At 41.2% G+C, this 25,868-nt stretch carries 26 protein-coding genes; 21 read left to right on the top strand and 5 right to left on the bottom strand.

Going from position 1 to position 25,868, the window contains the following annotated elements; genetic code table 11:
- The first annotated feature begins 116 nt into the window (after positions 1 to 116).
- From KO511_RS17920 to KO511_RS17850, 15 genes are all read left to right on the top strand, one after another.
- Complete coding sequence (locus tag KO511_RS17920) at positions 117 to 287, top strand: Flp family type IVb pilin (protein ID WP_215988770.1); 171 nt, start codon at positions 117 to 119, stop codon at positions 285 to 287.
- A gap of 88 nt (positions 288 to 375) precedes the next feature.
- Complete coding sequence (locus tag KO511_RS17915) at positions 376 to 528, top strand: Flp family type IVb pilin (protein WP_436840231.1); 153 nt, start codon at positions 376 to 378, stop codon at positions 526 to 528.
- Between the two features lie 31 nt (positions 529 to 559).
- Positions 560 to 1,084, top strand: a complete 525-nt coding sequence (locus tag KO511_RS17910; protein WP_215988769.1) for an A24 family peptidase — start codon at positions 560 to 562, stop codon at positions 1,082 to 1,084.
- 12 nt (positions 1,085 to 1,096) lie between these two features.
- Positions 1,097 to 2,443, top strand: coding sequence for an AAA family ATPase (locus tag KO511_RS17905; RefSeq protein WP_215988768.1), 1,347 nt, complete (start codon positions 1,097 to 1,099; stop codon positions 2,441 to 2,443).
- Positions 2,440 to 3,183 carry a Flp pilus assembly protein CpaB gene (cpaB, locus tag KO511_RS17900; protein ID WP_215988767.1) on the top strand — a complete coding sequence of 248 codons (744 nt, stop codon included), beginning with the start codon at positions 2,440 to 2,442 and terminating at the stop codon, positions 3,181 to 3,183. The genes KO511_RS17905 and cpaB overlap by 4 nt, the downstream gene beginning before the upstream one ends.
- Positions 3,184 to 3,191: 8 nt before the next feature.
- Positions 3,192 to 4,661 (top strand): type II and III secretion system protein family protein, encoded by a 1,470-nt coding sequence (locus KO511_RS17895; protein ID WP_215988766.1) that lies wholly within the window; start codon positions 3,192 to 3,194, stop codon positions 4,659 to 4,661.
- An 11-nt stretch (positions 4,662 to 4,672) separates the two neighbouring features.
- Positions 4,673 to 4,939: a hypothetical protein gene (locus KO511_RS17890; RefSeq protein WP_436840230.1), complete on the top strand. Its 267-nt coding sequence runs from the start codon at positions 4,673 to 4,675 to the stop codon at positions 4,937 to 4,939.
- Positions 4,940 to 4,959: 20 nt separating this feature from the next.
- Entirely contained in the window at positions 4,960 to 6,189 is a 1,230-nt protein-coding gene (locus tag KO511_RS17885) for a pilus assembly protein TadG-related protein (protein ID WP_252724434.1), read from the top strand.
- A complete protein-coding gene (locus KO511_RS17880) occupies positions 6,189 to 6,623 on the top strand; it encodes a TadE/TadG family type IV pilus assembly protein (RefSeq protein ID WP_215988764.1) in 435 nt (144 codons plus the stop codon). Before KO511_RS17885 ends, KO511_RS17880 begins: the two co-directional genes overlap by 1 nt.
- The gene (locus KO511_RS17875) at positions 6,620 to 7,105 is read left to right on the top strand and encodes a TadE family protein (RefSeq protein ID WP_125322614.1); all 486 of its coding nucleotides are present in this window, start codon (positions 6,620 to 6,622) and stop codon (positions 7,103 to 7,105) included. Before KO511_RS17880 ends, KO511_RS17875 begins: the two co-directional genes overlap by 4 nt.
- A 10-nt stretch (positions 7,106 to 7,115) precedes the next feature.
- Complete coding sequence (locus tag KO511_RS17870; protein WP_215988763.1) at positions 7,116 to 8,339, top strand: AAA family ATPase; 1,224 nt, start codon at positions 7,116 to 7,118, stop codon at positions 8,337 to 8,339.
- Positions 8,340 to 8,363: 24 nt separating this feature from the next.
- Positions 8,364 to 9,842: an ATPase, T2SS/T4P/T4SS family gene (locus KO511_RS17865; protein ID WP_215988762.1), complete on the top strand. Its 1,479-nt coding sequence runs from the start codon at positions 8,364 to 8,366 to the stop codon at positions 9,840 to 9,842.
- Between the two features lie 11 nt (positions 9,843 to 9,853).
- Positions 9,854 to 10,822, top strand: coding sequence for a type II secretion system F family protein (locus KO511_RS17860; RefSeq protein ID WP_215988761.1), 969 nt, complete (start codon positions 9,854 to 9,856; stop codon positions 10,820 to 10,822).
- Position 10,823: 1 nt separating this feature from the next.
- A complete protein-coding gene (locus KO511_RS17855; protein WP_215988760.1) occupies positions 10,824 to 11,771 on the top strand; it encodes a type II secretion system F family protein in 948 nt (315 codons plus the stop codon).
- A 14-nt stretch (positions 11,772 to 11,785) separates the two neighbouring features.
- The gene (locus tag KO511_RS17850) at positions 11,786 to 12,802 is read left to right on the top strand and encodes a tetratricopeptide repeat protein (protein ID WP_215988759.1); all 1,017 of its coding nucleotides are present in this window, start codon (positions 11,786 to 11,788) and stop codon (positions 12,800 to 12,802) included.
- 28 nt (positions 12,803 to 12,830) lie between these two features.
- Here the strand turns inward: KO511_RS17850 and chrA are convergent, their stop codons facing one another.
- Both chrA and KO511_RS17840 read right to left on the bottom strand, forming a co-directional pair.
- On the bottom strand, positions 12,831 to 13,967 hold the full coding sequence (chrA, locus tag KO511_RS17845; protein ID WP_215988758.1) for a chromate efflux transporter: 1,137 nt from the start codon (positions 13,965 to 13,967) through the stop codon (positions 12,831 to 12,833).
- A 116-nt stretch (positions 13,968 to 14,083) separates the two neighbouring features.
- Positions 14,084 to 15,166 (bottom strand): phosphatase PAP2 family protein, encoded by a 1,083-nt coding sequence (locus KO511_RS17840; protein WP_215988757.1) that lies wholly within the window; start codon positions 15,164 to 15,166, stop codon positions 14,084 to 14,086.
- Between the two features lie 247 nt (positions 15,167 to 15,413).
- On the opposite strand from KO511_RS17840, the gene KO511_RS17835 reads away from it, so the two are divergent.
- Entirely contained in the window at positions 15,414 to 16,019 is a 606-nt protein-coding gene (locus tag KO511_RS17835) for an outer membrane protein (protein ID WP_215988756.1), read from the top strand.
- A 366-nt stretch (positions 16,020 to 16,385) separates the two neighbouring features.
- Entirely contained in the window at positions 16,386 to 16,994 is a 609-nt protein-coding gene (locus tag KO511_RS17830; protein ID WP_215988755.1) for an outer membrane beta-barrel protein, read from the top strand.
- 31 nt (positions 16,995 to 17,025) lie between these two features.
- On the opposite strand, the gene KO511_RS17825 is transcribed toward KO511_RS17830, so the two are convergent.
- On the bottom strand, positions 17,026 to 17,580 hold the full coding sequence (locus KO511_RS17825) for a gamma-glutamylcyclotransferase family protein (protein WP_215988754.1): 555 nt from the start codon (positions 17,578 to 17,580) through the stop codon (positions 17,026 to 17,028).
- Between the two features lie 264 nt (positions 17,581 to 17,844).
- Between KO511_RS17825 and KO511_RS17820 the strand changes: the two genes are divergently transcribed.
- Positions 17,845 to 19,029: an NnrS family protein gene (locus KO511_RS17820; RefSeq protein ID WP_215988753.1), complete on the top strand. Its 1,185-nt coding sequence runs from the start codon at positions 17,845 to 17,847 to the stop codon at positions 19,027 to 19,029.
- A gap of 86 nt (positions 19,030 to 19,115) precedes the next feature.
- On the opposite strand, the gene dapD is transcribed toward KO511_RS17820, so the two are convergent.
- Together dapD and KO511_RS17810 are read right to left on the bottom strand one after the other, a co-directional pair.
- Positions 19,116 to 20,147 (bottom strand): 2,3,4,5-tetrahydropyridine-2,6-dicarboxylate N-succinyltransferase, encoded by a 1,032-nt coding sequence (gene dapD / locus KO511_RS17815; protein WP_215988752.1) that lies wholly within the window; start codon positions 20,145 to 20,147, stop codon positions 19,116 to 19,118.
- 297 nt (positions 20,148 to 20,444) lie between these two features.
- Positions 20,445 to 21,053 carry a peroxiredoxin gene (locus KO511_RS17810; protein ID WP_215988751.1) on the bottom strand — a complete coding sequence of 203 codons (609 nt, stop codon included), beginning with the start codon at positions 21,051 to 21,053 and terminating at the stop codon, positions 20,445 to 20,447.
- 198 nt (positions 21,054 to 21,251) lie between these two features.
- On the opposite strand from KO511_RS17810, the gene KO511_RS17805 reads away from it, so the two are divergent.
- The 3 genes from KO511_RS17805 to aceA all read left to right on the top strand — a co-directional run bounded on the left by KO511_RS17805 (position 21,252) and on the right by aceA (position 25,848).
- Positions 21,252 to 22,157 carry a hydrogen peroxide-inducible genes activator gene (locus KO511_RS17805; RefSeq protein ID WP_215988750.1) on the top strand — a complete coding sequence of 302 codons (906 nt, stop codon included), beginning with the start codon at positions 21,252 to 21,254 and terminating at the stop codon, positions 22,155 to 22,157.
- Positions 22,158 to 22,778: 621 nt separating this feature from the next.
- Complete coding sequence (gene aceB, locus KO511_RS17800) at positions 22,779 to 24,425, top strand: malate synthase A (protein WP_215988749.1); 1,647 nt, start codon at positions 22,779 to 22,781, stop codon at positions 24,423 to 24,425.
- Positions 24,426 to 24,537: 112 nt separating this feature from the next.
- Positions 24,538 to 25,848, top strand: coding sequence for an isocitrate lyase (gene aceA, locus KO511_RS17795; RefSeq protein WP_215988748.1), 1,311 nt, complete (start codon positions 24,538 to 24,540; stop codon positions 25,846 to 25,848).
- Positions 25,849 to 25,868: the final 20 nt, after the last annotated feature.

Genomic DNA, 25,868 nt, shown 5'->3' with positions numbered 1-25,868 from the left:
ATGACATGACAAGAAAGTACCAAACTTGGTTAAAAAAATCCTAACCACTATTTGGTTTGAAAACTAAATTGTAGATAAGCGCAATAGCTTAACATACTTTCAGAAGGAGACTGAATATGAACAAGGTTTTGACTAACGTTAAAGAATTTCTTAAGGATGAAGAAGGGTTAACTGTAGTTGAGTATGTAGTTGGTGCTGGCCTGCTAGTAGCAGGGCTAACAGGTATATTTACAACCTTCAGCAGTACACTACAGACACAACTGGGTTCCGTTTTCTCCTCTTCCTAAATACCATCTTTTTTTCAATAAAAAGATGAACGACCCCATGGCGTATTCGTCATGGGGGGTTTTTTTTGCCAGTTATGAGGTCGGTATTATGGGGAAAATACACACTTTCTTAGCAGATGAAGAAGGGTTAACGGTTGTCGAATACGTGGTTGGTGCAGGCTTGCTTGTTGTTGGTTTTGCTGGTTTATTTGCGGCATTTAGGGACATACTTACTGCTGAATTTGCGACTCTATTTAGTTAATACGTAGTAGAAGCAGTCTAAGGAGCGGTAAATGGATTTACTCATTTGGATAGTATTATTTTCTGTTGCCGTTACTGATGCAAAAGAGCATAGAATCCCTAATATTGGGTTGTTAATGATTTTGGCGTTGGCTTTTTTTGACAAAACGTTTTTTCTGCAAGACTTTTCCCTTTTATTCTGGTCATTTATCGCTGGATTAACTTGCTTTGTATGCGCCTTAGTTCTTTACTTTTTAAAAGTCATGGCAGCCGGTGATGTCAAACTTTTAGGGGTTGTTGGGTTTTGGTTAGGGACATCCCATATTTACCAAGCCGTTTTCTGGATTGCGATTTTAAGTGTTGTGGTTGGTTTGTTTTATGCGTTGCAAAGATTAGCGCAGACCCCTGATAGTGGTAAGGAAACGTTGAATAAATACTCTTTACTTGCTCTGTACGGTGTATCAGAAGCTAAAGTAGGAGGCTCATATAAAATAGAAGCGGACAAAAGGTTTAGAATGCCTTTTGCTCCAGTGGTGGTCTTAGGAATAGCGGTTTACTTTTATTTTTTGAATCAATGACAAGGAGTCAGCATGGTTCAGGTCAATTCACAAGTGCGGCATCGTACAGAGCTTAGCCCTCAAGCACCTGAACCTTCTGTGCCAACCACGTTCGATGACTTGGGTGTACCTAAAGCCGTGGTTGAAAACCTCGTCATAAAACATCTAGCGGCTTACCCGAAATCTGATATCCTACAACTCACTAAACTGTTAGCTGTGAATAGCCATCTTATTGAAGATATTCTTGTTGGTCTGCGTGCCAAATCGTTTGCAGAAGTTTTTCAAGCTTCAGCTAACTCTTTTTCTGCTCAAGCTTCTGGTCATGTTCGTTATGGTTTATCAGAAGCGGGCATGCAGGAAGCCGATACCGCTTTTGTAAAAGATGCCTATCTTGGTCCTGTCCCCGTTTCTTTATCTGCATACAGTGAGATGGTTAAAGCCCAAGATGTGCGGGCGCAAATGGTTAACCGTGCTGATGTTGAATATGCCCTTTCCGATGTGTTAGGTGCCCATCGAATGATTGGAGTATTGGGCCCTGCTATTAACTCAGGTAGAGCATTATTGTTATATGGTAGTGCCGGTTCAGGTAAAACTTTTGTTGCCACCAAAATACTCAACTCCTTGAATACCTCCGTCTATATTCCATATGCAGTTTTTGCTGCGGGTAATATCATCAAAGTTTTTTCTCCTCAGCACCATAAACGAGTGCACAAGGAAGATGTTCAATCCATTACTTTTAAAGAACATTTTGACCGCCGCTGGGCTTTGTGTGAGCGCCCAAGCATCCAGGTCGGTGGTGAGCTAACTATGGATATGTTGGAAGTAAATCACAGCGAACACAACAAGGTGTGGATGGCACCTCTCCAAATGATGGCAAACAATGGCATTTTTATTATCGACGATTTAGGTCGTCAGCCAATGCCAGTAGACACCCTTTTAAACCGTTGGATAGTACCTATGGAGTACTTTTATGATTACTTGAATTTGCCCAATGGTCAGCAGATCAGCATTCCCTTCATTCTTACTCTCGCCTTTTCAACGAATTTAGATCCAGAAAAGATCAGCGATCCTGCTTTTTTGCGTCGCTTAGGTTACAAAATTCAGTTTGGACCCTTAGAAGAAGGAGAGTACCGAGAATTATGGAAGGGTATCTCAAATTCTAAAAAATTGTCTCTTGATGATAGATGTTTTGAAACCGTACTTGACTTACATCGTCAGTATGGCGTGGGTTTTTATCCGTGCTTACCAAAAGATATTGTTGGTATTAGCCGAGATATCATTACTTTTGAGCAAGAGGAGCCAGTGATCTCTAAAGAAGTCATAAAACGAGCATGGGAAGTGTATTTCACAGCGGATGGTAAGGGAGGAGGTGCTCGATGAGTCGAAATCAAGTGGTGTTACTATTCTTATTATCTATCGCATTCGGTTTAGGTGCAGTCTTTTTTGCTAAGCAGTGGATGGATAGGCAATTGCAGCCTCAGACTGAGGTTGAGGTTGTTGAGAGAGAGCCCGTGATGATAGCAACGCAGGAGATTTTGGCAGGTACGGTAATTGAAGCGCAACACGTCAGTAGCAAGCTATTGGAAAAGGATTGGCGTGATGAATTTCAGTTTACTACTACAGAGGAGTTAGTCGGTGAGGTTGCAGCAACTAATATCTACCCAGGAGAGATTCTCACTTTACATCGCTTAACTATTACAGGGGAAGGTTCAACACTTGCTTCTCTAATACCAGAAAATAAACGAGCTATAACCATTAGGGTTAATGATGTTATTGGTGTAGCTGGTTTCCTTTTACCTGGGAACAAAGTTGATGTACTGAACACGATTAAGTACAGCTCTACTTCTGCTAATACAGTAACCGTTCTTAAAGAAATTAAAGTGTTAGCAGTAGACCAGACAGCCAGAACAAAAGAAAACAAACCTATTATAGTTCGTGCGGTGACATTAGAAGTGTCGCCAAGAGAGGCTGAAAAACTGTTATCTGCTCAGAGTAAAGGTGAGATTCAGCTTGCTTTGCGCAATCCTCATGAAGAAGAAAAAGTCGTCAAACGATATGTTGCCCCAAGTGTTACGGTTATTAAGGGCACCGAATCTCGCAAAATCAGGGTCAAGGATTGAGGTCAAGTATGCGAATTTTAATCACCATTATTTCATTATTATTTTTCCAGGTTGAGGTTTCCTATGCCGCTTCTCAGTCAGGAAAAGCAGTGTTGGTTCCTCACCATAAATCTACGCATGTCACTTTAGCGGGAAAAGCCAAGCGTGTATCACTTGGAGATCCTGAAGTTTTGGATATTGTGATGCTGAAATCTGATGAAGTTTTTCTGATTGGTAAAAAACTTGGTTCGACAAATCTTATGGCTTGGGATAGCCGTGGCCGTTTGATTGAGTCGATAAATATTGAAGTTACTCATGATCTTAACAGTCTAAAAGCAAAGCTGTATGAATTTTTACCTGATGAAGAGGTTAACGTTCATAGTGCACAAAATCGTTTGATATTAAGTGGAATAATTAGTAGTCAATCAGCGATGAATATTGCTTTGAGAGTCGCTGAGACCTATGCGGGAGGTGAAAAAGCGGATAAAGAGATGACTTCTTTGAGTGAACAGACAGATAAGACTGGCGTTATTAACCTTATGAGTATTGGAGGGGCGCAGCAAGTGATGTTGGAAGTCACGGTCGCAGAGGTCCAAAGAAGTTTAGTCAGAAAGTTTGATGCAAATTTTCACTTCTTCCAACAAAGTGGTGATATTTCATGGGGAGGCACATCGGCAGGAGCATCTTTGCCGACGACATTAACCTCAGTTTCTCCAGTGTTTACCGCACCAGCAATCGATAGTACTAGCACTGGATTGCTTGGTTCATTTATTGACAGCAATACTTTATTTTCTTTTGCTCTGGATATCGCTAAGCAAAATGGTACAGCGAAAGTATTAGCTGAACCTAACCTAACAGCTCTCAGTGGGGCAGAAGCCGAGTTTTTGTCTGGTGGAGAATTCCCGATTCCAGTTCCGGATGATGATGGCATCACAATTGAATATAAAGAGTACGGTGTAGGATTGAAATTTGTTCCCACAGTTTTGAGTGACAAGAAAATTAACCTTAACTTAGCGATTGATGTTAGTGAAATTGCCAATACTTCATCGCTAACCTTGTCACTTAGCCAAACGAACTCTACTTACAATATACCGCCAATAACGAGGCGAAGCGCCTCCTCGACTTTGGAACTGGCTGACGGTCAAACTATTGGTATTGCGGGGCTTATTAGTGAAAACGTCAGGGATCTCGTTTCTGAGATGCCCGGGTTTAGTGATATACCGATTCTTGGTCAGATGTTTAACAGTCAAGCGTATATTTCGGGGGAAACTGAATTGGTGATTTTGGTTACACCAAGGCTAGCAAGGCCTGTTGACAGAAATAAAGTGTCCCTTCCTACCGACTCATTTATCGAGCCAAGTGATTTTGAATATTACTTACTGGGGCGAGGTGCTTACATTGCGCCAAATAGCCGTAATCAGAAAGGTTACATAGATGAAGCAGGCATTATGGATCACTCAAAAGGTGGAACCGAAGGTACTTTTGGACACAGCTTATAGAGGCAGCAATGATGAAAATGAAACAGTTAACTCTAAGTACTTTCTGCTTTTCTATATTGCTTGGTGGTTGTGTTAATCATGCAGAAGACTTGGGTGGTCATGTCGTTAAATTAAGGGCTGAACAAACTTATAACTTAAATGCGACCAGAGATAACATGGCGATAATTCCTACAGGTAGTGGTGAAAGGATGGAAGGTGTAAACCAAGTCTATACCGGAAAACAGGATACAGACTTAGAAGGCACCGATAGTCAATTTGTTACAGAGGGGCAAAATTAACCGCTCTTAAGGATAATATTATGACCAGACCAAGGCGATGTCGGAGAATGCTAAATCGACAGAAAGGCTTAGTGCTAGTAATGGTCACAGCTGCGATGCTTTCATTGATAGGTATTGCGGCTTTATCAATTGATGTTAGTCATGCCGTTCTTAATAAAACACGGTTGCAGAACAGTGTCGATGCCGCAGCGTTAGCTGCAGCTGTGGTTTTGGATGGTCAGGGAAGCAACACGGATGCAACTGGTGCCGTTAACAGTACTTTGACTAATATGGCAGGAGCAACGGGCAATGATGAAATGGACTTTTCATCTGCTAGTGTGTCAGTTGAATACTCCAATGACCCAAGCATTTTTCCACAAGCTGGCTACAATTCTAGTCTCGATACTTTTGTTCGAGTGACGATTAGTTCTTACCCACTAGATAACTTTTTTGCTCATTTATTCGGCGTTAATAAACAACTTAGAGTGAGTGCTGTTGCTGGCCCAAGTACCGCAGTCATTGATGTTAATGTAGTTCCAATGGCGGTATGTGAAGGGAGTGAGCCTGGCGTCAATGGTTATACTCCTGGCAATTTATACCCACTGAAAGTAGCAGATCAGAAGTTAAGCTCTATGGGCAGCGGCAATTTTCAATTGCTTGATTTTGGTTCTGGTTCTAGCACGGTTCGCAAAGCTTTAGCTGGTGATTATGTGGGTAGTGTTGCTATCGGGGATACGGTTACAACCAAACCGGGAAACTCAGTTGGTCCAGTAGGCCAAGGGCTTAATACCCGCTTTGGTGTCTATAGTGGCGGTGGTTTATCTGCCAATGATTTCCCCCCCGATATTTATGTAAAAGAGCCAGCTAGCACAGCGAGCATGGATAAAGATGGTAATATTGTTTATTCAGACACTAGTGGCGCTGGTGGAACACCATGGGGATATGAAGATTATATAGCTGCGCTTCCTGATTGTACCGGTGATGCAGATTGCACAGCTTCATTGGGTGGTCAACATGGCCGAAGGACAATTTCAGTACCGGTTGTAGACTGTTCGAGTGCCAGTGGTGGTACTAGCTCTTTTACTGTCACAGGCCTAGGCTGTTTTTTTATTCTCCAGCAAGCCCCTACTAATAATGGAAGTAAAGACCCTATTGTGGGTGAATATCTTGAGAGCTGTTCGGCTGGAGGAGGAAATCCAGGTCAAAACTCATCTGATGATGGTCCTTATACAATCGTTTTGTATAAAGATCCGAGTGGGGAGGAGTCGTGATGTTTTCTACTAGAATCAAACGTAAACAAACGGGGCTTGCAGCAGTTGAAATGTTGATTGCAGTACCAGTGTTGATGATGGTTTTGATGGCTATCACCGAATTTGGTAATGCATTTATACAATACACGACGCTTAATAAAATGGCACAAAGTGGTGTTCGCTATGCGACTTCCGGTGTAACAGGAACTGCCAGCTATGACCAAATAGCGGATGTCGATGAAATAAAGAACATGGTGGTATATGGCCATACAGGCTCTGGTGCTTCTTCTTTATTATCGGGGATAACCACATCACATGTTTCCATCAATCATGCCAGTGGTTACGTCACAATCACTATCAATCATAATTACACCCCTATTATTTCTGGCTTTAGCTCATCTGTTAATTTTAACGTTCCGCTCAATGTTTCAGCGATGATGAGGACTGCGCCATGAAACGGCAAAAAGGCCTGAGTATTATTGAATTTACTCTAGTGTCTACGACATTACTGTTGCTGATATTTGCTGTTATTGAAGTGGGGCGGTATATATATTCTTTACAGGTGGTAAATGATATGACTCGGGTAGCTGCTAGATTGGCAGTAGTATGCCGAGTTGAAGATAGAAATGATATTCCTGCATTATCACTATCTACTAATGCTCCAGTTGGTTTTTCAGCGGCAAATTTAACCATTGAATATTTGGATGCTTCAGGAAATGTTATTACAGGAACTCTGACAGATGATGATGTTTTTTCTACAATTGAATATGTAAGAGCAAAAGTGGTTGATTTTGAATATCAATTTACGGGGCTACTCAGTTTTGTCAGCTTAACTGGAATGTTAGCGGTTCCTGAATTTGAAACAACGCGTCCCCGGGAAAATTTAGGTCGTCACCGAGAAACGTCGACTAATCCCGATAATAGTACGGATTGTTAAGAGAGGGTTTATGGGAGAGGCTGTTAAGCTATCACCAAATGGAGAGTGCCCTATCCGATTAAAAACCAGCCTGACAATTTGGGTTTTTTATTCGTCGGATTCATTTCAGGTGCATATTAGCCAAGAATTGTCTAAATGTCAGAGCATCAGTTTTGAGTTGATTTCATTTCATGGCCTAGTGGCCAGTAATCTTGCGCACTTTGCCCCACCCGATCTTATTTTTGTTGAAACAGGACCGAATTGGGCACAAAAGATTGTTGAACTTCAGCAATTTGAAGCGCCCGAGTCCCATGATACCGGTCATGATGCTTCGCTAATCGTGTTTGGCAATGAGAGCGATAATGGAGCGTTAAAAATTGCGCTGAGAATTGGAGCTACGGACTTTATTTCTGACAAGGCAATGCTCGATGAACTCGCTCCCCTGTTAAAAAATGTTGCCGATGAAAAAGTGGCTAACCGCCACCTTGGGGAGCTGTTAGTTTTTATGAACACAAAAGGTGGTTCTGGGGCTTCAATGATAGCTTTAAATACCGCTATTACTCTTGCAAGGCATCATCCTAATGAAGTACTGCTGCTGGATCTCGATATGCAGTTTGGTGTTATCGAAGATTACCTCAATATTAATGGCACATATGGTTTAGCAGATGCAATCGCTAATGTAGCCGATTTGGATGAGGAGTCTTTGGGTAGTTTCGTGACAAAACATGATTCAGGTCTTCATACTATTGGGTTTAAAAGAGAAAATAGTCATGACAACTTTGAAAAAGCGCAACATATGAATAAGCTTATTCCGGTACTTAGGGAGCGTTACCCTTACGTCATTATTGATTTGTCACGAGGTTTGGACCGCATTTTCTCATCAGTGATTTCTCCCGCGACAAAGATATTTTTAATCACCCAACAAAACCTCGTAGCACTGAAAAACACCACACAAATAATGAAATTATTGACTTTTGAATTTGGTGTGGCTAAAGAGCATATGCAAGTTGTTGTTAATCGATATGAAAGAAGGCAGTCCATTAAGCTGAAAGATGTAGAAGATACGGTTGGTCATATGCAGGTTCACACTGTGCCAAATGATTTTAAAATAGCATTAGAGAGTGCTAATTTGGGGCGCCCTTATATCCAAGCAAAACACAATAGCTCGATAGCTAAGTCAGTGAAAAAACTGGCAGCTTCATTATTGCCTGATCAAGAAGAGCAAAAAAGGTGGTTTAAAAAGCTGTTTTCTTAATTATGACAAAAAAAGGGACTTTATATGCTTTTTAAGCGCAAAAACATCAGCTCTGATCTACAACAAAAAGTCGCGGAAATAGAAGATCAGCAGAGTATTGCTCAACCTCAAGATGAACCTACCCCCAACGTTGTTCAAGAGCCTAAAGATCAAGGTAGAGAAACGCTTCAGGAACGCAGAAAGATCGAAGCGGAGGCGAAAGAACATGCCGTTGAAGAAGCCAAAAGACAACTTGAACAAGAATTGTCAGTAAAACACTATTATCATCAAAGGCTACTTGAAACCCTTGACTTGGGACTCTTGGCAAGTTTTGAGTTGGATAGAGCAAAGAAAGAACTCCACGATGCTATCGTACAACTTATGGCAGAAGATAAAACTCATGCGCTAGGTGCAGAGGGACGCAAGCATGTCATTCAGCAAATTGAAGACGAGGTCTTTGGTTTGGGGCCTTTAGAGCCATTGCTTAATGATGCTTCTGTCTCTGACATATTGGTTAATGGCCCCAAGCATGTGTTTGTAGAGAGGCGAGGTAAGCTAGAGCTTACTCCTTATACCTTTCTAGACGAGCGCCATTTACGCAATATTCTCGATAGAATTGTTAGCCAAGTTGGACGAAGAATTGATGAAGCTTCACCTATGGTAGATGCACGTTTAACGGATGGTTCACGTGTAAATGCGATTATTCCACCACTAGCCCTCGATGGTTCATCGGTCTCTATTCGGCGTTTTGCTGTTGAAAAGTTAAATATGGATAATCTCCTCAACTTTAATTCTCTTTCTCCAGAAATGGCTAAATTTATAGAAGCAGCAGTGACTGGAGCAATGAATGTGCTCATTTCAGGTGGTACTGGCTCTGGAAAAACCACGACGCTCAATATTTTCTCTAACTTTATCCCATCAGATGATCGCATTGTGACGATAGAAGATTCAGCCGAGTTACAATTACAGCAGCCGCATGTTGTCAGGTTAGAAACGCGGCCTGCTAACCTAGAAGGTAAAGGAGAGATAACTCAGCGAGATCTGGTTAAAAATGCTCTTCGTATGCGTCCTGACCGTATTGTTCTTGGTGAAGTTAGGGGGTCAGAGGCGGTAGATATGTTGGCAGCAATGAATACTGGTCATGATGGTTCTCTGGCAACTATCCACGCTAATACGCCAAGAGATGCACTTTCTCGGGTTGAAAATATGTTTGCTATGGCTGGGTGGAATATGTCGGCCAAAAATTTGAGATCTCAAATAGCATCAGCGATTCATTTGGTGGTGCAAATGGAACGCCAGGAAGATGGTAAACGTCGTATGGTCAGTATTTGTGAGATAAATGGCATGGAGGGAGAGATTATCACTATGTCGGAAATTTTTAGATTTCATCGCAAAGGTATGGATGAAGAAGGTAACGTTATTGGTAGATTTACAGCTACAGGAGTTGTACCTCAATGCCATGACCAGCTAGCGAAAAAAGGACTACATATACCATTTGATATATTTAACGAGTCATTTTTATAGGGAGGCTAGGCATGTTACAAGACTCCACATTGTTTATTATATTGCTTTTCTTTGCGGTCGTGTTTATTTCGCAAGCGTTGATTCTTCCGGCTGCGGGGAGTAAAGCAAAGCATAAAGAACTTTCTGAACGTTTAAAGGAATCTCAGTCTCGATTAGATGAAGAAGCGCGTTCTCTACTACAGGAACATTATCTAAAAAGTTTAACCCCTGTCGATAGAAAACTCGTCAAAGTGGCGGCCTTATCATCGTTGAAAAAGATGATTGAACTATCTGGGTATGACTGGAATTTATCTCAGACGTTGCTAGTGACTATCATTTTATCTGTTTGTGCTCTTTTTATCGTGCTCCTTATCGGCCAACCTTTCTATGTTGGTTTAGGTTCGATCATCGGAGTATGGAGCTGTTTGTATTTTTGGCTTAATAAAAAAATTTCAGATCGACTGTCAGCATTTGAAGAGCAGTTACCTGAGGCTCTCGATATTATGCGGCGTATGCTTCAAGCTGGACAACCTGTAACACAAGCCTTTAATGAAGTTGGCGTTGAGATGCCTGATCCAATAGGCGTTGAATTTAAAAATACCTTTAACCTACTCAATTACGGATACGATATGAGAATGGCCATCATGCAGATGGCAGAGCGAACACCAACGGTTTCGATGCTAGCCTTTTCCAGTGCGGTCATACTGCAAAAAGAAACAGGAGGAAACTTATCTGAGAATCTTGAAAAAGTATCAAGAGTACTAAGGTCAAGGTTTAAACTACAAAGAAAAATTAAAACCTTATCGGCTGAAAGTCGTTTATCTGCTTGGATATTAGTACTTTCCCCTTTTATCTTATTTGTTTTCCTCAGTTTTATTAACCCAGCTTATGTAGAGCCTCTTTATACCGACCCAAGAGGGATGACGTTAGTCAGTGGGGGAGTTTTCAGCCTATTTATTGGCTCAATGTGGATACGTAACATCATTAATTTTGAGGTTTAGTATGGAGTATGTAATTAGTCAATTTGCCGCTTATAATATTGATGAACAAACCCTGCTACTTGGTGTTATCTTAGTTGCTACTATATTAATAGTATTTACCTTATCGCTACTTTTTGTTGGTTCTAAATCTCCTGTGCGCGCTAAATTGGAGCAAATGAAAAATGCCAACGGCGCAGATAGATTGAAAAAGAATCGTAAGTTTGATCATACATTAGAATCGTTAGCGCCTATGATGAAAAGTTCAAACTCAAAAGAAAGTGAGAGTATCAGGCATAAACTAATGCACGCTGGTTATCATGATGCCGATGCGCTGACTGTTTTTTATGCATTTAAAGGTATCTCCTTGGTGCTTGGGTTGGTTTTAGCTGCCGCGCTGTATTTTCTTTTTCCTGAAATGTCGATGTTAAATTTAGCTATGATAGTGGGCGTAGGTGCTGGCTTGTATGCGCCAAATGTGATTCTAAATTATCAGGTAGATAAGCGTCAGAAAAAAATTCGTGGTGGTATTGCGGATGCTTTGGATTTACTCGTGGTGTGTACTGAGTCTGGGTTAGGTTTTAATGCAGCCTTAAGACGAGTGGCTGACGAAATTAATATCTCTCATCCGGACTTTGCTGATGAATTAGATACGGTGTGTATTAAGATTAATGCTGGGGTTGAAATGTCAGATGCGTTTGATGATTTGATTGACCGTACTGGTCTGACGGAAATTGCTGGCCTAGTCACTATGCTTGCTCATGCATCGCGTATTGGGGGGAGCTTATCTCAGACTTTACGAGAGTATACCGAGGATTATCGGGATAAGCGAAATCAAGAAATTGAGGAAATTGCGGCCAAAATACCCACTAAGATGATTTTTCCATTATTGCTATTTATTTGGCCATGCTTCTTTATTGTCGCTATTGGCCCATCGATGCTGCTTTTTACTTCGAGTTTAGGAAACGGATAACTAAGGATCACGCTATGAAAGGACTTCATTTTACCTCGTTATCTTTGATTGTGGTGCTGTTGGCTGCTTGTTCATCGAATCAACCAGGCGTCGATACCTCACTGTACGACGGTAAACCTATTGATTCTCTATCTTCTGATGAACCCCCTAAAACGGAGCAGGAAGCGATATCTCGTGGTGATGCAGCACTTAGCAGTGGCAATAGTGATTTGGCCCTGTATGAGTATATTCGCTCGATGTCTTTTGAGAATGGTGAATATAAAGATCGTGCACTTTATAACATTGGACGTATCCACCAGTCGAGAGGAAACCTTACTCTTGCTGAGAAAGCGTTTTTAATGGGTGTTGAGACGAACCCAGACAATATTAAAGTGTTGGAGCAGTTAGGCACTATATACAGTAAAATGGGCGATTTGGAGTTGGGTAAGAGTTACTTTTATCGAGCGATTAACGCAGATCAATTACGATTGAGCACTAATACCAGTATTAGTTATAAGGATCACTTAGAACCAGAGCAAATTGTAAAGTTGCAGGTTGATAAGTATTCTCCAGAATACGCATATATGGGTCTAGGAGTGATTGCGGATGTAGACTCTGAGCACAAGCTGGCGCAAGCTTTTTATAAACAAGCCCTGAGTATAAAACCTGATTCTATAAAGACCTTAATTAATGTTAGTTATTCATTTTATATGTCCGGCGAATACAGAAAAGCTCAACGTTTTGTTCTGCAGGCATTGAAAAAAAAACCAAATGATGAAAAAGCACTCAATAACCTTGCTTTGATTTATTTAGGTAAAGGGGAAATCACTCGAGCGGTTAATGTGTTTTCAAGACACATGGAAAAGCCGGAAGCGCTCAATAATGTTGGCTATTTCCTTATATTGCAAGGTAAGCCCGATCAAGCCATTCCATACTTACAGCAAGCGATTGATAGTAAAACTTCATACTATAAGGTAGCGAATGAAAACCTAGAGCGAGCACTGGCCTTGGTACGTGAGCAAACATCGGCAGGTATTTCAGCTAGAGAGTAACTCAGCCAGTAGCTGAAGTGGCTCATTGTTAGACTCTAAGTATACCGATGAAAATAAAGCTACTGACTATCCATATGATAGGCAATTTTAATTCTTTGAGCAGATAGAAACCAATAAGAACAAATACTAAGTCGGAAGAGTTAATTACGGCACTAGTAAAAACGGGTTGATAGAGTGCCGCTAAAAGCAATCCGACGACGGCGGCATTAACTCCATTCAAAGCCCCAGACACTTTCGGAGTTTTGGCAAGGCATTGCCACTGTTTTAAAACACCAAGCAATAGCAGAAATCCGGGCAGAAAAACACCTAATGTCGCTACCAAGGCGCCAATAATAGGTGATTGTGGCATTAGCTGATAGCCAATGTAGGTTGCAAAAGTAAACATAGGTCCAGGCACAGCTTGCGCGGCGGCGTAGCCAGTAAGAAAAGCATCCTGAGATATCTGTTCCCCAACTATGCTCTGTAGTAACGGTAGCACTACATGCCCGCCACCAAAGACTAAACTCCCAGCTTGAAAAAAGTCAGTAAACAAGTTGAAAAGAGGAATGTCTGATGTCAGCAATGGTAGAGCGATGAGTAAAAAACAGAAGGTGGCTATAGGCCAAGCAGCCGGTTTAAAGTTATTACCTGAGCTTAATTCATTTGAACGCAAGTATTTGGCGCCAATAATCGCAGCAAGAATCAATACTATCACTTGCGCGAAAATACTTGGCACTATCAGTAGCGTCGCAGCGGTCACTAAGCATAAACTCACCGTTAGCCTCTGTTTACAGAAGCTTTTATACATTCCCCATGTGGCATCGGCAACCACGACGACGGCTAAAAGTTTCAAGCCATGCACAATACTCTGAAATAAAGGGCTTTGGTTCAACTGGCTGCTAAGCAGAGCAAGGCCTAGCATGAGGATTATAGAGGGTAGAGTAAAGCCTATAAACGCCATTATAGCGCCGAATAGTCCCCCTCTTTGGTATCCTATTGCAAAGCCTACTTGACTCGATCCTGGTCCAGGTAAAAACTGGCTTAATGCTACGAGCTGAGTGTATTCTTTGTCATCTAGCCAATTTAGTTTGCTAACAAAAGTATGGCGAAAATAGCCTATATGGGCAGCTGGGCCACCAAAGCTTATCCATCCGAGCCAGAAAAAGGTTTTAAAAATAGAAAACATGCTTTATTTGCCAACTTATTAATCGTTTACCTAACGCAAAAACATTACAGCAGAATGATGACAATTTAACGATCTTATCGTCATTAATAAAGATGAAATGGTGTAACTGTGAGGTATTATACCTTATTGGATTGGCCAAAGTGGTTTTGTATCCAGCCAATTCCTTTCCATAAACATACGGTAAATATGGCACTAAAATAACCGTCGACCGCATAATGCCATGCGAGGTGTACAGAGCCTATTTGAATAGTAATAGCATATAACCACATTACTAAGCCTAATCTTTTATTATAACGATAAGCAGCAAGAGCCATTAACACTGCGATGGAAACATGCATGCTCGGCATAGCTGAAATGCCTCCACCTATGGCCTGTTGTTGACTAATATGCATTTGCCATAGCGTATCTTGAACATCAAGTACCCATACTCGAAACCAGCCAAGTTGGGCTAATTCATGATTCTGTTCAATGAGTCTTTGCATCAGTGGTTGGTAGTAAATCTCACCTGAGTCGAGCAAATGTAGGTAACATGGGCCTGCTGCGGATAGAGCAATAGCGCCGAGCCCTCCAATCAATAGCCAGCTAGAAAGGAAAGTGAGCAGAAATTGAATTCTTAGCTGAATCAAATCTCGTCGGACGATAAAAAACAATATCGCCCCCCATTTTAATAAAAACCATAGATGATACAGAATGTTCAATATGCTGGTTGCTATCGCGCTACTAAAAATGTGGTGCGTAATTTGCCAGGGAAGATAGCCAAAATGTAGCCATTGATCGAGTTGGTGAAATAATCGATCATATTGAAAAGGGTTGATCTGTGGGATAAGGGGCTTAATAAAGGTGTAGCTGGAAAAGGTAAAGTTTAAAGCCAGTATTAAGAATATAAAACTCAAGGCTTTGTGTGAGGGATTGATACTACTTTTGATTGCTTTGACAAAGTGGTGTAATGGGTGAGGCGTTCTATTAAAAGCAAGAAATAGATAAAATCCTGTTGCCCAGATCAGAAAGGATATATAGCAAACTTGAATTAGCATATCAAGATAGATGAAAGGATCAAATTTTAACGACTGGTTATCGAGAACCACACTCGAAAGTAGGTACACCAGTAGGGTAGTGATCAGCACATAAACGTACAGGATACGATCCTGATAAAAGGCGATTTTAAGCTGCTGCCACTGTGACCGGTAAGGTATCTGCATTGCTGGCTGTATAACCTAATGAAATCATTGCTTCCTATAGTAATAGTAGTGTATTAAAAAAGAGAACTTTCAATATATTCAATTGGATATCATGTTCTCTAACACTAATTTGCTTATTATTCACTCAATTGATAACGCTTAATGTGATATAAATCAATGTGCACATTGTCAGTTGTTTTTTTATTCTTAATATCACTCTATTATTCATCGGTTTTTTGTGTAATGAATCAAATAATAGGTTATAAAAATGAAAAAAGCAGTCTTAGCCGCATTAGTCGCAGCGGCTTCGTTTCAAGCAGTTGGCTCAGAATATGTAAGTGATGGTTGGTATATTGGCCTTGATGTGATTGATACCGAGTTATCAGCAAAAAACTGGACAGAGGGGGCAGTTTCATCTAATTCCGTTTCAGATGTATCTTCAACTAGCCTTGCAGCTGCGGTGGGGTACGACTTTAATTTAGTTGAATATCTTTATTTAGGCGTCGAGTTAGAGTATGCGTATTACGGCTCATTCGATGTCGTGCTTGATGGGTCGATTCAATATCCAGTGCAAAAATTAGAGTTTACCGCATTAAATTTGAACTTAAAACCTAAATATTATATTGCAGATACTGCTGTATATCTGGGTGGTATATTCGGGATTGGTTTTGTTAACGGCAATAATGATTCTATGAATTCTGGAACTTATGGCTCTTCAGCTTCTGGAGATTCTGTTATCATGGGCGCTGAACTAGGCTACAATTTTACCAAGGAATTAAGCGTTAACCTTGGTTACAGAACGACAACGGCTAAATTCGATAATGTTGATTTTGATATGAAAACAATATTTGCAGGCCTTGACTACAAGTTCTAAAACCTGAATCAATCTCAGTCGTAAAGGGAGCTTAGGCTCTCTTTTGTTTTTCCATCAATCTATATGCCCACCACGCTGCACCTGTTAATTTTTGCATTGAGTCATAAATGTTTGCCTTGATGCCAATATAGCCGCCCCGTCATTCTTAACATATTTAGGCAAACGTCCTCTTGTGTAACCAATCTCTAGAATCAAAATGCACCTTAGACTAGCGTCTAATTACCTTTATTTTTGGTGATCAATTAACCATATAAATTAATAATCGTGATTTTTTGTATTTGATATTGCAACAATATGTACATTATTATTTGATTTGTTTATTATTGGCCGTTTTTTTAAAGCATAAGTCAAATAATAGGTGTAAAAATGAAAAAAGCAGTCTTAGCCGCATTTGTTGCAGCGGCTTCGTTTCAAGCAGTTGGTGTAGAGAATATAGGGGCACAACATGGCTACCTTGACGAAGGGTGGTATATTGGCGCTGATATTATTGATACTGATATGGTAACAGAAGGCGAATATTCGAAATCTAGTGAAGTATCATCAGTAAGTGCTGCTGTTTCTGTAGGGTATAACCTTAGATTATCAGACTCAGTAATACTCGGAATCGAGGGTGAGTATGCTGATTATGGTAAGTTTGATGTCGTATTTCCTGCAGAGCCAGATCTGAAAGGTAATATGGATATTCAATCATTAACTCTTTATTTAAAGCCTAAGTTATTTTTAGCAGACTCCCCCTTTTATGTGGGACCAATAGTTGGTTTTGGACGATACAAAGCTGATATTAACGTTCAATTTAGGGAAGGCTCAAAGATTGAATACAATTCAGTATCAGACAGCGAGACTGAATTTACTTATGGACTTGAAGCAGGGTATGCGTTTGACCGCCATGTATTTATTAATGCTGGCTACCGCACGGTAGATATAGATGGAACTGACCTTGATACCTTGTATGCAGGTATTGACTACAAGTTCTAATCATTAAATGTATGTTAATACTAAAGGGAGCTTAGGCTCCCTTTAGTATTTTATCTATCAAGCAATAATGATGTTGCTGCACGCCGGCTAAATGGGTATATTGTGGCGCATGGCGATCGTTGTGACGTGGACTGTGCCAACCTAAGGTATGTTCTATAAATTGCTTGGCGAAGGCCTCTGAAATATCTAAGCAGCCAGCGAGTACGGTATCCACATAGCTTTGCATAATAGGGACTTGCTCACAGGGTGGCTTGGCACCATCATTTATATATAACCAGACACTATTGTTTGCCATTATGGGTTGAGTACTGTCAACCTGAGAGAGTGGAACTTGGATGCGAGTATAACTGCGCTCGCGGGTATCAAACTCTTTTAGTTCACTTTGCTCAATTTTAATTAACACCCCATTGACCAGTCCTTGTCCTTTTTGTACTACCAAAGGCGATAGGATATAGCTTTTATCCAACTTTCCCCATGTGCGTTTAAACCCATGGATAACCGCAGGGTGCGCGAGGCCAGTTGCGCCCGTTAATTGCCTTGATGCTGAGTTAATTAAGCTGCCATAACCAAATATATAAGTCGTCACGTTCCTTCCTTTTTCTATCAACTCAGCCCTTTTCTTCTAACTTAATTTAGAGGCTATACATCAAAGATAACAGCTTTGTTTGGTGATTTTTTCTGTATTCATTATGAATCCAAAGTGTCATTATGACTTTTTTTTATTGGGTGTAAATGACATGAAAAAGTATGAATGCATAGATGAAATAAGGCTTTATAGGTTTGGAATAAATATTGCTCTGGGTACTGTTGTTAGTTGGTCTAGTAATCAGTTTTTGGAAGAGGATATGCGGTGATCAATATCAGTGATAAAAAAATAGAAGATGCCATTGTGCCCATTTTTCGTCTTGGCTTTCGGCCCTTTTTCCTCTTTGGCGCCAGCTATGCCGCGATTGCAATAACGCTGTGGGTGTGGATGTTTCAAGCAGGCCAGCCAGTCAGCTTACAGGTTCCCGCTCTTTGGTGGCATGTACACGAGATGTTGTTTGGTTTTTCTATGGCTATTGTTGTAGGATTTGTGTTGACTGCAGTGCAGAACTGGACAGGAATAAATGGTACCAAAAGTTATAGGCTGGCGCTGCTGGTCAGTTTGTGGTTTATTCCTAGAGTGTTGTTCTGGACAGAATCGCCAGTATGGCTTGTAGCAACTATAGAGACCTTATTTATAGCTCTAGCGGCTTATGAGATAGGATTTCGAGTGCTAAAAGCCAAAGGTTGGCGCAACGCATTCTTTATTCCTTTATTTGTATTGGCCCTATTGGCCAACTTGGCCAGTTATGCATCACTACAAGGCCTAGTTCCCTTCTCCTCTTCTGCTATCTGGCAGGCAATGTTGTGGTGGTTTACGATTCTGCTCTCCGTTATGGGCTCGAGAGTGATCCCATTTTTTACCGCTCGTCGGTTAAATCTTCCAAAGCCATCTTCAATCCTCTGGCTTGAGTGTTTGGCTATCTTGCCACTGCTGGTTTTGTTTAACCTTAGTTTTTTACCGACAGAGTTCGCGCATTTAGAACAAGTGATGATGTTTGTTTCTGGAGCGGCGCATGTGATTATCGTCTTGACATGGCAGCCTTGGAGAACCTACCGAGAACCTTTGTTATGGTCGCTGGATCTGGCTTACTTTTGCATTCCTATAAGTCTGATTCTGCGTGCAGGATTAAGTAATGCGTTTGCAGCGCATAATATGCTGCATTTATTTGCGATAGGTGCACTTGGTGGGTTAGTTCTCGCGATGATCACCCGTGTGACTATGGGACATACAGGGTACTCTATTTATCAAGGCCCTAATATGGGCATCGCATTTGCTATGCTGATCACGGCGGCTTTAGTGCGTAGTGTAGGAGTGACGTTTTGGCCTGAACAAATTATTTTGCTGGTCAACATCAGCGGTTTACTATGGATTTTAGCATTTACTTTATATGTACTTAAATTTGGTTTTATGTTGCTTAAGCCTAGAATTGATGGTCATCCAGGCTAATGTATTCAAGGTATGAATCGTGATCTCAAATAAAAAAGCTGATAGTTCTACATCAGCTTTTTATCGTTGTTAGCTTTAGCTAAAACTTAATTGTTGCTATGTAGCTCAGAGTTGAGCTCTACGGCCGTTTTGTTCGCCAGACACTCAATTTGCCCTGTGACTGAGTTACGGCGAAAGAGTAAATCAGAGACGCCTGCTAGCTCGCGCGCTTTAATTGTCTCTACTTCATTGCCTTGTGAATCGAGCATGAGAACTTTTGCGCCAGCGGTGACATACAAACCAGACTCGACCGTACAACGATCGCCCAGTGGGAAACCTAGGCCTGCGTTAGCACCGAGTAGTGAACTTTCGCCGATAGATACCACGACGGAACCTCCACCAGATAGCGTGCCCATAATTGAGGCGCCACCACCAATATCAGAACCATTGCCAACCACGACACCGGCAGAAATACGGCCTTCAACCATGCTCGTGCCTGTTGTGCCGGCATTGAAATTGATGAACCCTTCGTGCATAACTGTTGTGCCTTCACCCACATGTGCACCAAGACGAACGCGCGCAGTATCTGCAATACGAACACCTTCCGGTACTATGTAATCAACCATTTTGGGGAATTTATCAACACAATTAACAGACAAGTAGCGTCCTGCTAATCGAGCTTCTATTTGACGTTCAGCAAGTTCGGGAAGATCAATTGGCCCTTCATTTGTCCAAGCTATGTTGTGCAGTAGGCCAAAAATCCCATCGAGGACAGTACCATGGGGTAGTACAAGACGGTTAGAGATAAGCTGCAATTTAAGGAAGCCTTCAGCAACAGATGATGGCTTTTCGTCATTGGCAAGAATAACAAGTACCAGAGATTGGTTAGATTCAGAGGCTTTTTCTGCAAACGCTGCGTGGTTTGCATCGCCGCTATTTTCAAATGCTTTGGCAAGTTGTGCACTTTGGCTGGCAGATACTTCTATAGCTTGATTACCTTGCTGATAACCAGTGATTTCAGCCAGTGAATCAACAAGAGCATCGACGGGTGCTAGGACTGGGTGAGGAAAAAAGGCTTCAATGATTTTTCCATCACGGTTTTTTGTTGCTGTGCCAAAAGCGAGAGAAAAGTAGGCCATGTATTGAATCTCCATTGGGTCATCGTTGGTGAAGAAAAACAATCTTTCCTTCTTAAGCGGTATTGAGCTTATCATAAGGAGAGTATTTTCGACTTTAAAGTACCAAGTTAGATAAAGTCTTTAGGTCGATACTTTTTGTCTTTTTGTCGATACTATGTCTTTTTATATATACTGCTTTGCTCAACATTATTAGGGTAGAAATCATATAAAAAGAGTCCAAACAATGTTTGGACTCTTTAGGATAGTATTCTTTGCACCGATTTAGGCCATCTGTTTATATAGCCGGCATCAAACCTATTACTTGCTTAGGTCGCTAGCGTGCTCAGATAAGAATGCTGCAACACCTTTTGGCGATGCATCCATACCAGCTTTACCTTCTTCCCACTGTGCAGGGCAGACTTCACCGTGCTTTTGGTGGAAGTTTAGAGCGTCAACCATGCGAAGCATTTCGTCAATGTTACGGCCTAGCGGTAGATCGTTAACCACTTGGTGACGAACAATGCCTTCTTCGTCAATTAGGAAAGAACCACGGAATGCAACGCCTGCTTCTGGATGCTCAACATCGTAAGCTTTGCAGATTTCATGTTTAACGTCTGCAACTAGTGGGTATTTAACTTCACCGATACCACCATCTTCGATAGCAGTGTTACGCCATGCGTTATGAGAGAACTGAGAGTCGATAGAAATACCAATTACTTCAGCCCCTTTTTCTTGGAAGTCAGCTAGACGATTGTCGAATGCGATAAGCTCTGACGGGCAAACGAACGTGAAATCTAGTGGGTAGAAGAAAACAACCGCTTTCTTACCTTTAGTGAATTCTGCAAAGTTGAAGTTATCAACAATTTCACCGTTACCTAGAACAGCTGCCGCAGTAAAGTCAGGGGCTTGACGACCTACTAGTACCATTTTTTTGCTCCTAAAAAGTATGGTTAGTGCCAAACCATGCTGAGTAATGTTGGTTTGGTCCGTGTTTGTGCGAGACAAACTATAGTACAGATTGTAGTATTGAAAAAAGCGAAATAAATAGATTAAGTTAATCGATAAAAACGATAGGTTGAAATCTGTACTCAGCTCACTAGATAGAGATATTTTAAAAATAGAATTATGATTAAATGGCCTAATCTCAAACAATTACATTACCTGATCACTTTGCATGAAACTCGCCACTTTAGTGAGGCTGCGAAAAAGTGCTTTGTTAGCCAGTCAACTCTTAGCAAAGGAATTCAAAACCTTGAAGAATTAATCGGCTGCCCGCTTTATGAAAAGAAAGATAAAAAGGGGCCGCTTGTTTTTACCTTGGCTGGAGAGCAAGTGGTTAAGCAAGGTCGCGAGCTACTGGCGAAGGGGCAGGATTTGGTTGAACTCGGCCGTATTTGTCAGGGTGATGAGATGCAGGGACAATTGCGAGTAGGTTGTATACCGACCATAGCACCATTTTTGTTATGTGATTTGGTGCAAGAAGTGAATCAAAGTTTTCCTATGCTAAATTTACTTCTTCGAGAAGATACAACAAACAATTTACTTGCGGCGCTACGCCACGGGGAGTTGGATGTGTTAATCCTTGCTTTACCTGTTGATATAGGCGGGATGGAAAGTAAAATTGTGGGTAGCGATCCATTTAAAATGATTATTAGCCGTTATCAGGCCAATGTGATACGTACTCCTATTAAGTATGATGAACTGCCAGATGAATCCGTTTTTCTGCTTGAAAAAGAGCACTGTCTTACCGAGCATGCTGTATCAGCTTGTCAGCTAACAAGTAAAGAAAAGATCAATCCTTTCTCCGCAACAAGTCTACATACTCTTGTTCAAATGGTGGCTAATGGGATGGGCACTACTTTTATTCCCCAGATGGCAATCGATCATGGACTAATTGAGAATCAAAACCTCGTTGTTGTCGATCCGCCAGAGCAGCAAGCTCACCGCCATATTGGTTTAGTTTGGCGTCCCAGCTCTTCAAGAGTCAACACCTTCAATCAGCTAGCACAAGTCGTTTCTGAGCTACTTTAAGTGTAGTGATTATGATCTATTCTCTGTTGTAACCAGTTTTACTCACTGGTTTGTCTTTCTTTAATGGTTTTTTATTCTATTAGTGAACTTTGACTTGTAAAATTTCACAGCCACCTCTTGGCGAAGGTTTCATTAAATAGTGAAACTTCACAGTGTCAATTTTACAATCTCTTTCATCTTGTTTGTTTGAAGTGACTATATCCGCTGTGCTTATACATCAGAGTATAACGCCTAACTGCTTGTTGAAATAAATTAAACGCTTGTTTTAAAACTCTTCAGCTTGATTGTTTTTTGGTAATTTAATTACGAAATTAAATTTCAACAACAATGAAAAATCAATAACTTAAAGTCAAAAAGATAAAATATTGAATTTTGTTTTTTACGTTCTTAAAGCCTTTTTATTTAATCTTTGCTGTTATAGTTTAATTAGAGTTTTAGGATGACTTAATACTACCTAGTGACCAAGTGTTAGCTATGTTTGGAGTTAATCTTAGCCCAACTCAGGGTATAGATAATACCGTGGCTTTGTTGTTTTATAGTTACATATGTAATTTTTATTAACTGTCTTTGTATGAGTAAAAAATACCATACTTGGATTGTTAACCAAGGAAGGTAAAGGAAATGCTTTTGAATACTTCACCTGAAGAAAATACAGTTAAGCAAGCACAAGGAAAAGGTTTGAATAAAGGCGGCTTAGAGATAACCACTGACCTATCACTAGAGCATCAAGCGATTTTTTCTAATGAGTGTCAGAGCTTTTTGTCTCTCTTATGTGAGAAATTTGCTGGTCAAAATCAAGTATTACTGACCGCCCGTGAAGAATATCAGGCTTGCATTGATGCTGGATCTTTACCTGACTTCGATCCGGATACCCAAGAAATCAGAGACAGTGATTGGAAGGTTGGTGAAATTCCAAGCGATCTTCAGGATCGCCGTGTTGAAATAACTGGGCCAACAGATCGTAAAATGGTTATAAACGCACTTAATGCCAATGTAAAAGTGTTTATGGCGGATTTTGAAGATTCAATGTCTCCAGATTGGCAGCAGTTGCTTGATGGGCAGTTAAATTTGCGTGATGCGGTTAATGGTACTATTTCCTACACCAATCCAGAGACGGGCAAACAATACCGGTTAGCAAGTGATCCTGCGGTGCTTATTTGTCGAGTAAGAGGCATCCACCTTAAAGAAAAACATGTTACTTTTAATGGCAAACCTATCCCCGGCTCTTTATTCGACTTTGCGCTTTATTTCCATAATAACTATCAGACACTTATAAACAACAGTAGTGGCCCTTATTTCTATCTTCCTAAGCTTCAATCTTACCAAGAAGCTCAGTGGTGGAGCCAAGTCTTCCACTTTACAGAACAGTATTATGGTTTAGAAATTGGCACGATTAAAGCGACAGTTCTTATCGAAACAATTCCAGCCGTGTTTGCCATGGATGAAATTTTGTTTGCGCTTAAAGAGCATATTGTTGGCCTCAATTGTGGCCGTTGGGATTACATATTCAGTTATATCAAAACGCTAAAAAATCACCCGGATTGTGTCTTACCTGACCGGCAGAGTGTCACCATGGATCAGCCTTTTCTTAATGCTTATTCACGCCTACTTATTCGCACTTGTCACCGCCGAGGTGCATTTGCGATGGGAGGAATGGCGGCGTTTATTCCCGTAAAGGATCCTGATCAAAATCAGAAAGTGCTTGATAAAATCCAAACAGACAAATCACTTGAAGCTCGAAATGGGCATGATGGTACTTGGGTAGCTCACCCCGGATTAGCCGAAACGGCCATGAAGATTTTTAGTCATGCTTTGGGTGAGCGGAGTAATCAACTTGATGTGACTCGCGCCGGGGATGGGCCTATTTCAGCTCAAGACCTACTCAAACCTTGCCAAGGTGATAGAACTGAACAAGGAATGCGTCATAACATTCGAGTTGCATTGCAGTACATTGAAGCTTGGATTTCGGGTAATGGATGTGTGCCTATATATGGTCTGATGGAAGATGCGGCAACAGCAGAAATTTCAAGAGCATCTATTTGGCAGTGGATCAAACATGGTAAAACGTTAGATAACGGCCAAGTAGTTACTAAAGCATTGTTTGAGCGTTATTTAAGTGAAGAAATCAATGTAGTTAAATCAGAACTTGGTGATAAGCGTTATCAGTCTGGTCGTTTTTCGGAAGCGGCTGATTTAATGACAAAGCTGACGACCAGTGATGAGTTGAGTGACTTTCTCACTATACCAGGTTACGACTATCTCGATTAAATACGACCAACTTAGGTTAATCACCAACAACGTCAATATTCAGCAGTGGAAAAAAGGAAGTACCACTGAAATAACACTATTTATATTCGTTCATCAATAGAAGGAAATAACGATGACAAACTTAACTCGCCGCCAGCAAATTGAAGCACTTGAAAAAGACTGGGCAACTAATCCGCGTTGGAAAAATGTAAAGCGTCCTTATAGCGCCGAAGAAGTGGTGACTTTACGCGGCTCTATAGTTCCTGAAAATACTATCGCCCAGCGTGGTGCTGACAAACTTTGGTCTTTGGTCAATGGCGGTGCTAAGAAAGGTTATGTTAATTGTCTTGGAGCTTTGACAGGAGGCCAAGCCGTCCAGCAAGCAAAAGCAGGTATTGAAGCGATTTATTTATCCGGTTGGCAAGTGGCGGCGGATAACAATAGTGCGTCGACTATGTACCCAGATCAATCCTTATATCCGGTAGACTCAGTACCTTCGGTGGTAAAAAGGATAAACAACTCATTTCGTCGCGCAGACCAAATCCAGTGGTCAAGTGGTCAATCCTCAGTAGATGATGGTATTGATTATTTCCTACCTATTGTTGCTGATGCTGAAGCGGGTTTTGGGGGAGTGCTCAACGCTTATGAACTGATGAAATCCATGATAGATGCTGGAGCAGCCGGTGTACATTTTGAAGACCAACTTGCTTCAGTAAAAAAGTGCGGTCACATGGGGGGTAAGGTTTTGGTTCCGACTCAAGAAGCAGTTCAAAAACTGGTTGCTGCGCGCTTGGCAGCAGATGTTGCAGGAACTACGACCTTGGTTATCGCGCGTACAGACGCCAATGCGGCCGATCTTTTGACCTCAGACTGTGATCCTTATGATAAAGATTTCATTCAAGGTGAGCGAACTCAAGAAGGCTTTTATCGCGTGCGTGCTGGTATTGATCAAGCTATCTCTAGAGGCCTTGCTTATGCACCTTATGCTGATCTTATTTGGTGTGAAACGGCAAAACCTTGTTTAGAAGAAGCGCGAAAGTTTGCTAACGCTATTCATACTCAGTACCCTGAACAATTACTGGCTTATAATTGTTCTCCTTCATTTAACTGGGAAAAGAATCTCGATGCAGAGACGATTGCAAAGTTTCAGCAAGAGCTATCGGATATGGGGTACAAATACCAATTTATCACCTTAGCAGGGATTCATAATATGTGGTTTAACATGTTTGAACTCGCTCATGATTACGCCCAAGGCGAGGGAATGCGTCATTATGTTGAGAAAGTTCAGCGGCCCGAGTTTAAAGCTGCAGAAAAGGGATATACCTTTGTTGCGCATCAGCAAGAAGTTGGGACTGGCTACTTTGATAAAATGACTAACATTATTCAGGGAGGAAACTCCTCTGTGACAGCATTAACAGGCTCGACAGAAGAGGAGCAGTTTTAGCTAATGCTCCCAGCGAGCCT

The sequence above is a fragment of the Vibrio hepatarius genome (genome assembly GCF_018860525.1).
Lineage (GTDB): Bacteria > Pseudomonadota > Gammaproteobacteria > Enterobacterales > Vibrionaceae > Vibrio > Vibrio hepatarius_B.
Note: the sequence above shows the minus strand (reverse complement) of the source record. Positions and strands in the feature narration are given on the sequence as shown.

Coding starts and splice junctions, on each gene's coding strand:
- KO511_RS17835 (WP_215988756.1), top strand. CDS start 15,414: ATGAAAAAAGCAGTCTTAGCCGCATTAGTCGCAGCGGCTTCGTTTCAA.
- KO511_RS17895 (WP_215988766.1), top strand. CDS start 3,192: ATGCGAATTTTAATCACCATTATTTCATTATTATTTTTCCAGGTTGAG.
- KO511_RS17805 (WP_215988750.1), top strand. CDS start 21,252: ATGATTAAATGGCCTAATCTCAAACAATTACATTACCTGATCACTTTG.
- KO511_RS17840 (WP_215988757.1), bottom strand. CDS start 15,166: ATGCAGATACCTTACCGGTCACAGTGGCAGCAGCTTAAAATCGCCTTT.
- KO511_RS17865 (WP_215988762.1), top strand. CDS start 8,364: ATGCTTTTTAAGCGCAAAAACATCAGCTCTGATCTACAACAAAAAGTC.
- KO511_RS17915 (WP_436840231.1), top strand. CDS start 376: ATGGGGAAAATACACACTTTCTTAGCAGATGAAGAAGGGTTAACGGTT.
- cpaB (WP_215988767.1), top strand. CDS start 2,440: ATGAGTCGAAATCAAGTGGTGTTACTATTCTTATTATCTATCGCATTC.
- KO511_RS17890 (WP_436840230.1), top strand. CDS start 4,673: ATGAAAATGAAACAGTTAACTCTAAGTACTTTCTGCTTTTCTATATTG.
- KO511_RS17885 (WP_252724434.1), top strand. CDS start 4,960: ATGACCAGACCAAGGCGATGTCGGAGAATGCTAAATCGACAGAAAGGC.
- aceB (WP_215988749.1), top strand. CDS start 22,779: ATGCTTTTGAATACTTCACCTGAAGAAAATACAGTTAAGCAAGCACAA.
- KO511_RS17830 (WP_215988755.1), top strand. CDS start 16,386: ATGAAAAAAGCAGTCTTAGCCGCATTTGTTGCAGCGGCTTCGTTTCAA.
- dapD (WP_215988752.1), bottom strand. CDS start 20,147: ATGGCCTACTTTTCTCTCGCTTTTGGCACAGCAACAAAAAACCGTGAT.
- KO511_RS17905 (WP_215988768.1), top strand. CDS start 1,097: ATGGTTCAGGTCAATTCACAAGTGCGGCATCGTACAGAGCTTAGCCCT.
- KO511_RS17870 (WP_215988763.1), top strand. CDS start 7,116: ATGGGAGAGGCTGTTAAGCTATCACCAAATGGAGAGTGCCCTATCCGA.
- aceA (WP_215988748.1), top strand. CDS start 24,538: ATGACAAACTTAACTCGCCGCCAGCAAATTGAAGCACTTGAAAAAGAC.
- KO511_RS17910 (WP_215988769.1), top strand. CDS start 560: ATGGATTTACTCATTTGGATAGTATTATTTTCTGTTGCCGTTACTGAT.
- KO511_RS17875 (WP_125322614.1), top strand. CDS start 6,620: ATGAAACGGCAAAAAGGCCTGAGTATTATTGAATTTACTCTAGTGTCT.
- KO511_RS17850 (WP_215988759.1), top strand. CDS start 11,786: ATGAAAGGACTTCATTTTACCTCGTTATCTTTGATTGTGGTGCTGTTG.
- KO511_RS17855 (WP_215988760.1), top strand. CDS start 10,824: ATGGAGTATGTAATTAGTCAATTTGCCGCTTATAATATTGATGAACAA.
- KO511_RS17860 (WP_215988761.1), top strand. CDS start 9,854: ATGTTACAAGACTCCACATTGTTTATTATATTGCTTTTCTTTGCGGTC.
- KO511_RS17920 (WP_215988770.1), top strand. CDS start 117: ATGAACAAGGTTTTGACTAACGTTAAAGAATTTCTTAAGGATGAAGAA.
- KO511_RS17810 (WP_215988751.1), bottom strand. CDS start 21,053: ATGGTACTAGTAGGTCGTCAAGCCCCTGACTTTACTGCGGCAGCTGTT.
- chrA (WP_215988758.1), bottom strand. CDS start 13,967: ATGTTTTCTATTTTTAAAACCTTTTTCTGGCTCGGATGGATAAGCTTT.
- KO511_RS17880 (WP_215988764.1), top strand. CDS start 6,189: ATGTTTTCTACTAGAATCAAACGTAAACAAACGGGGCTTGCAGCAGTT.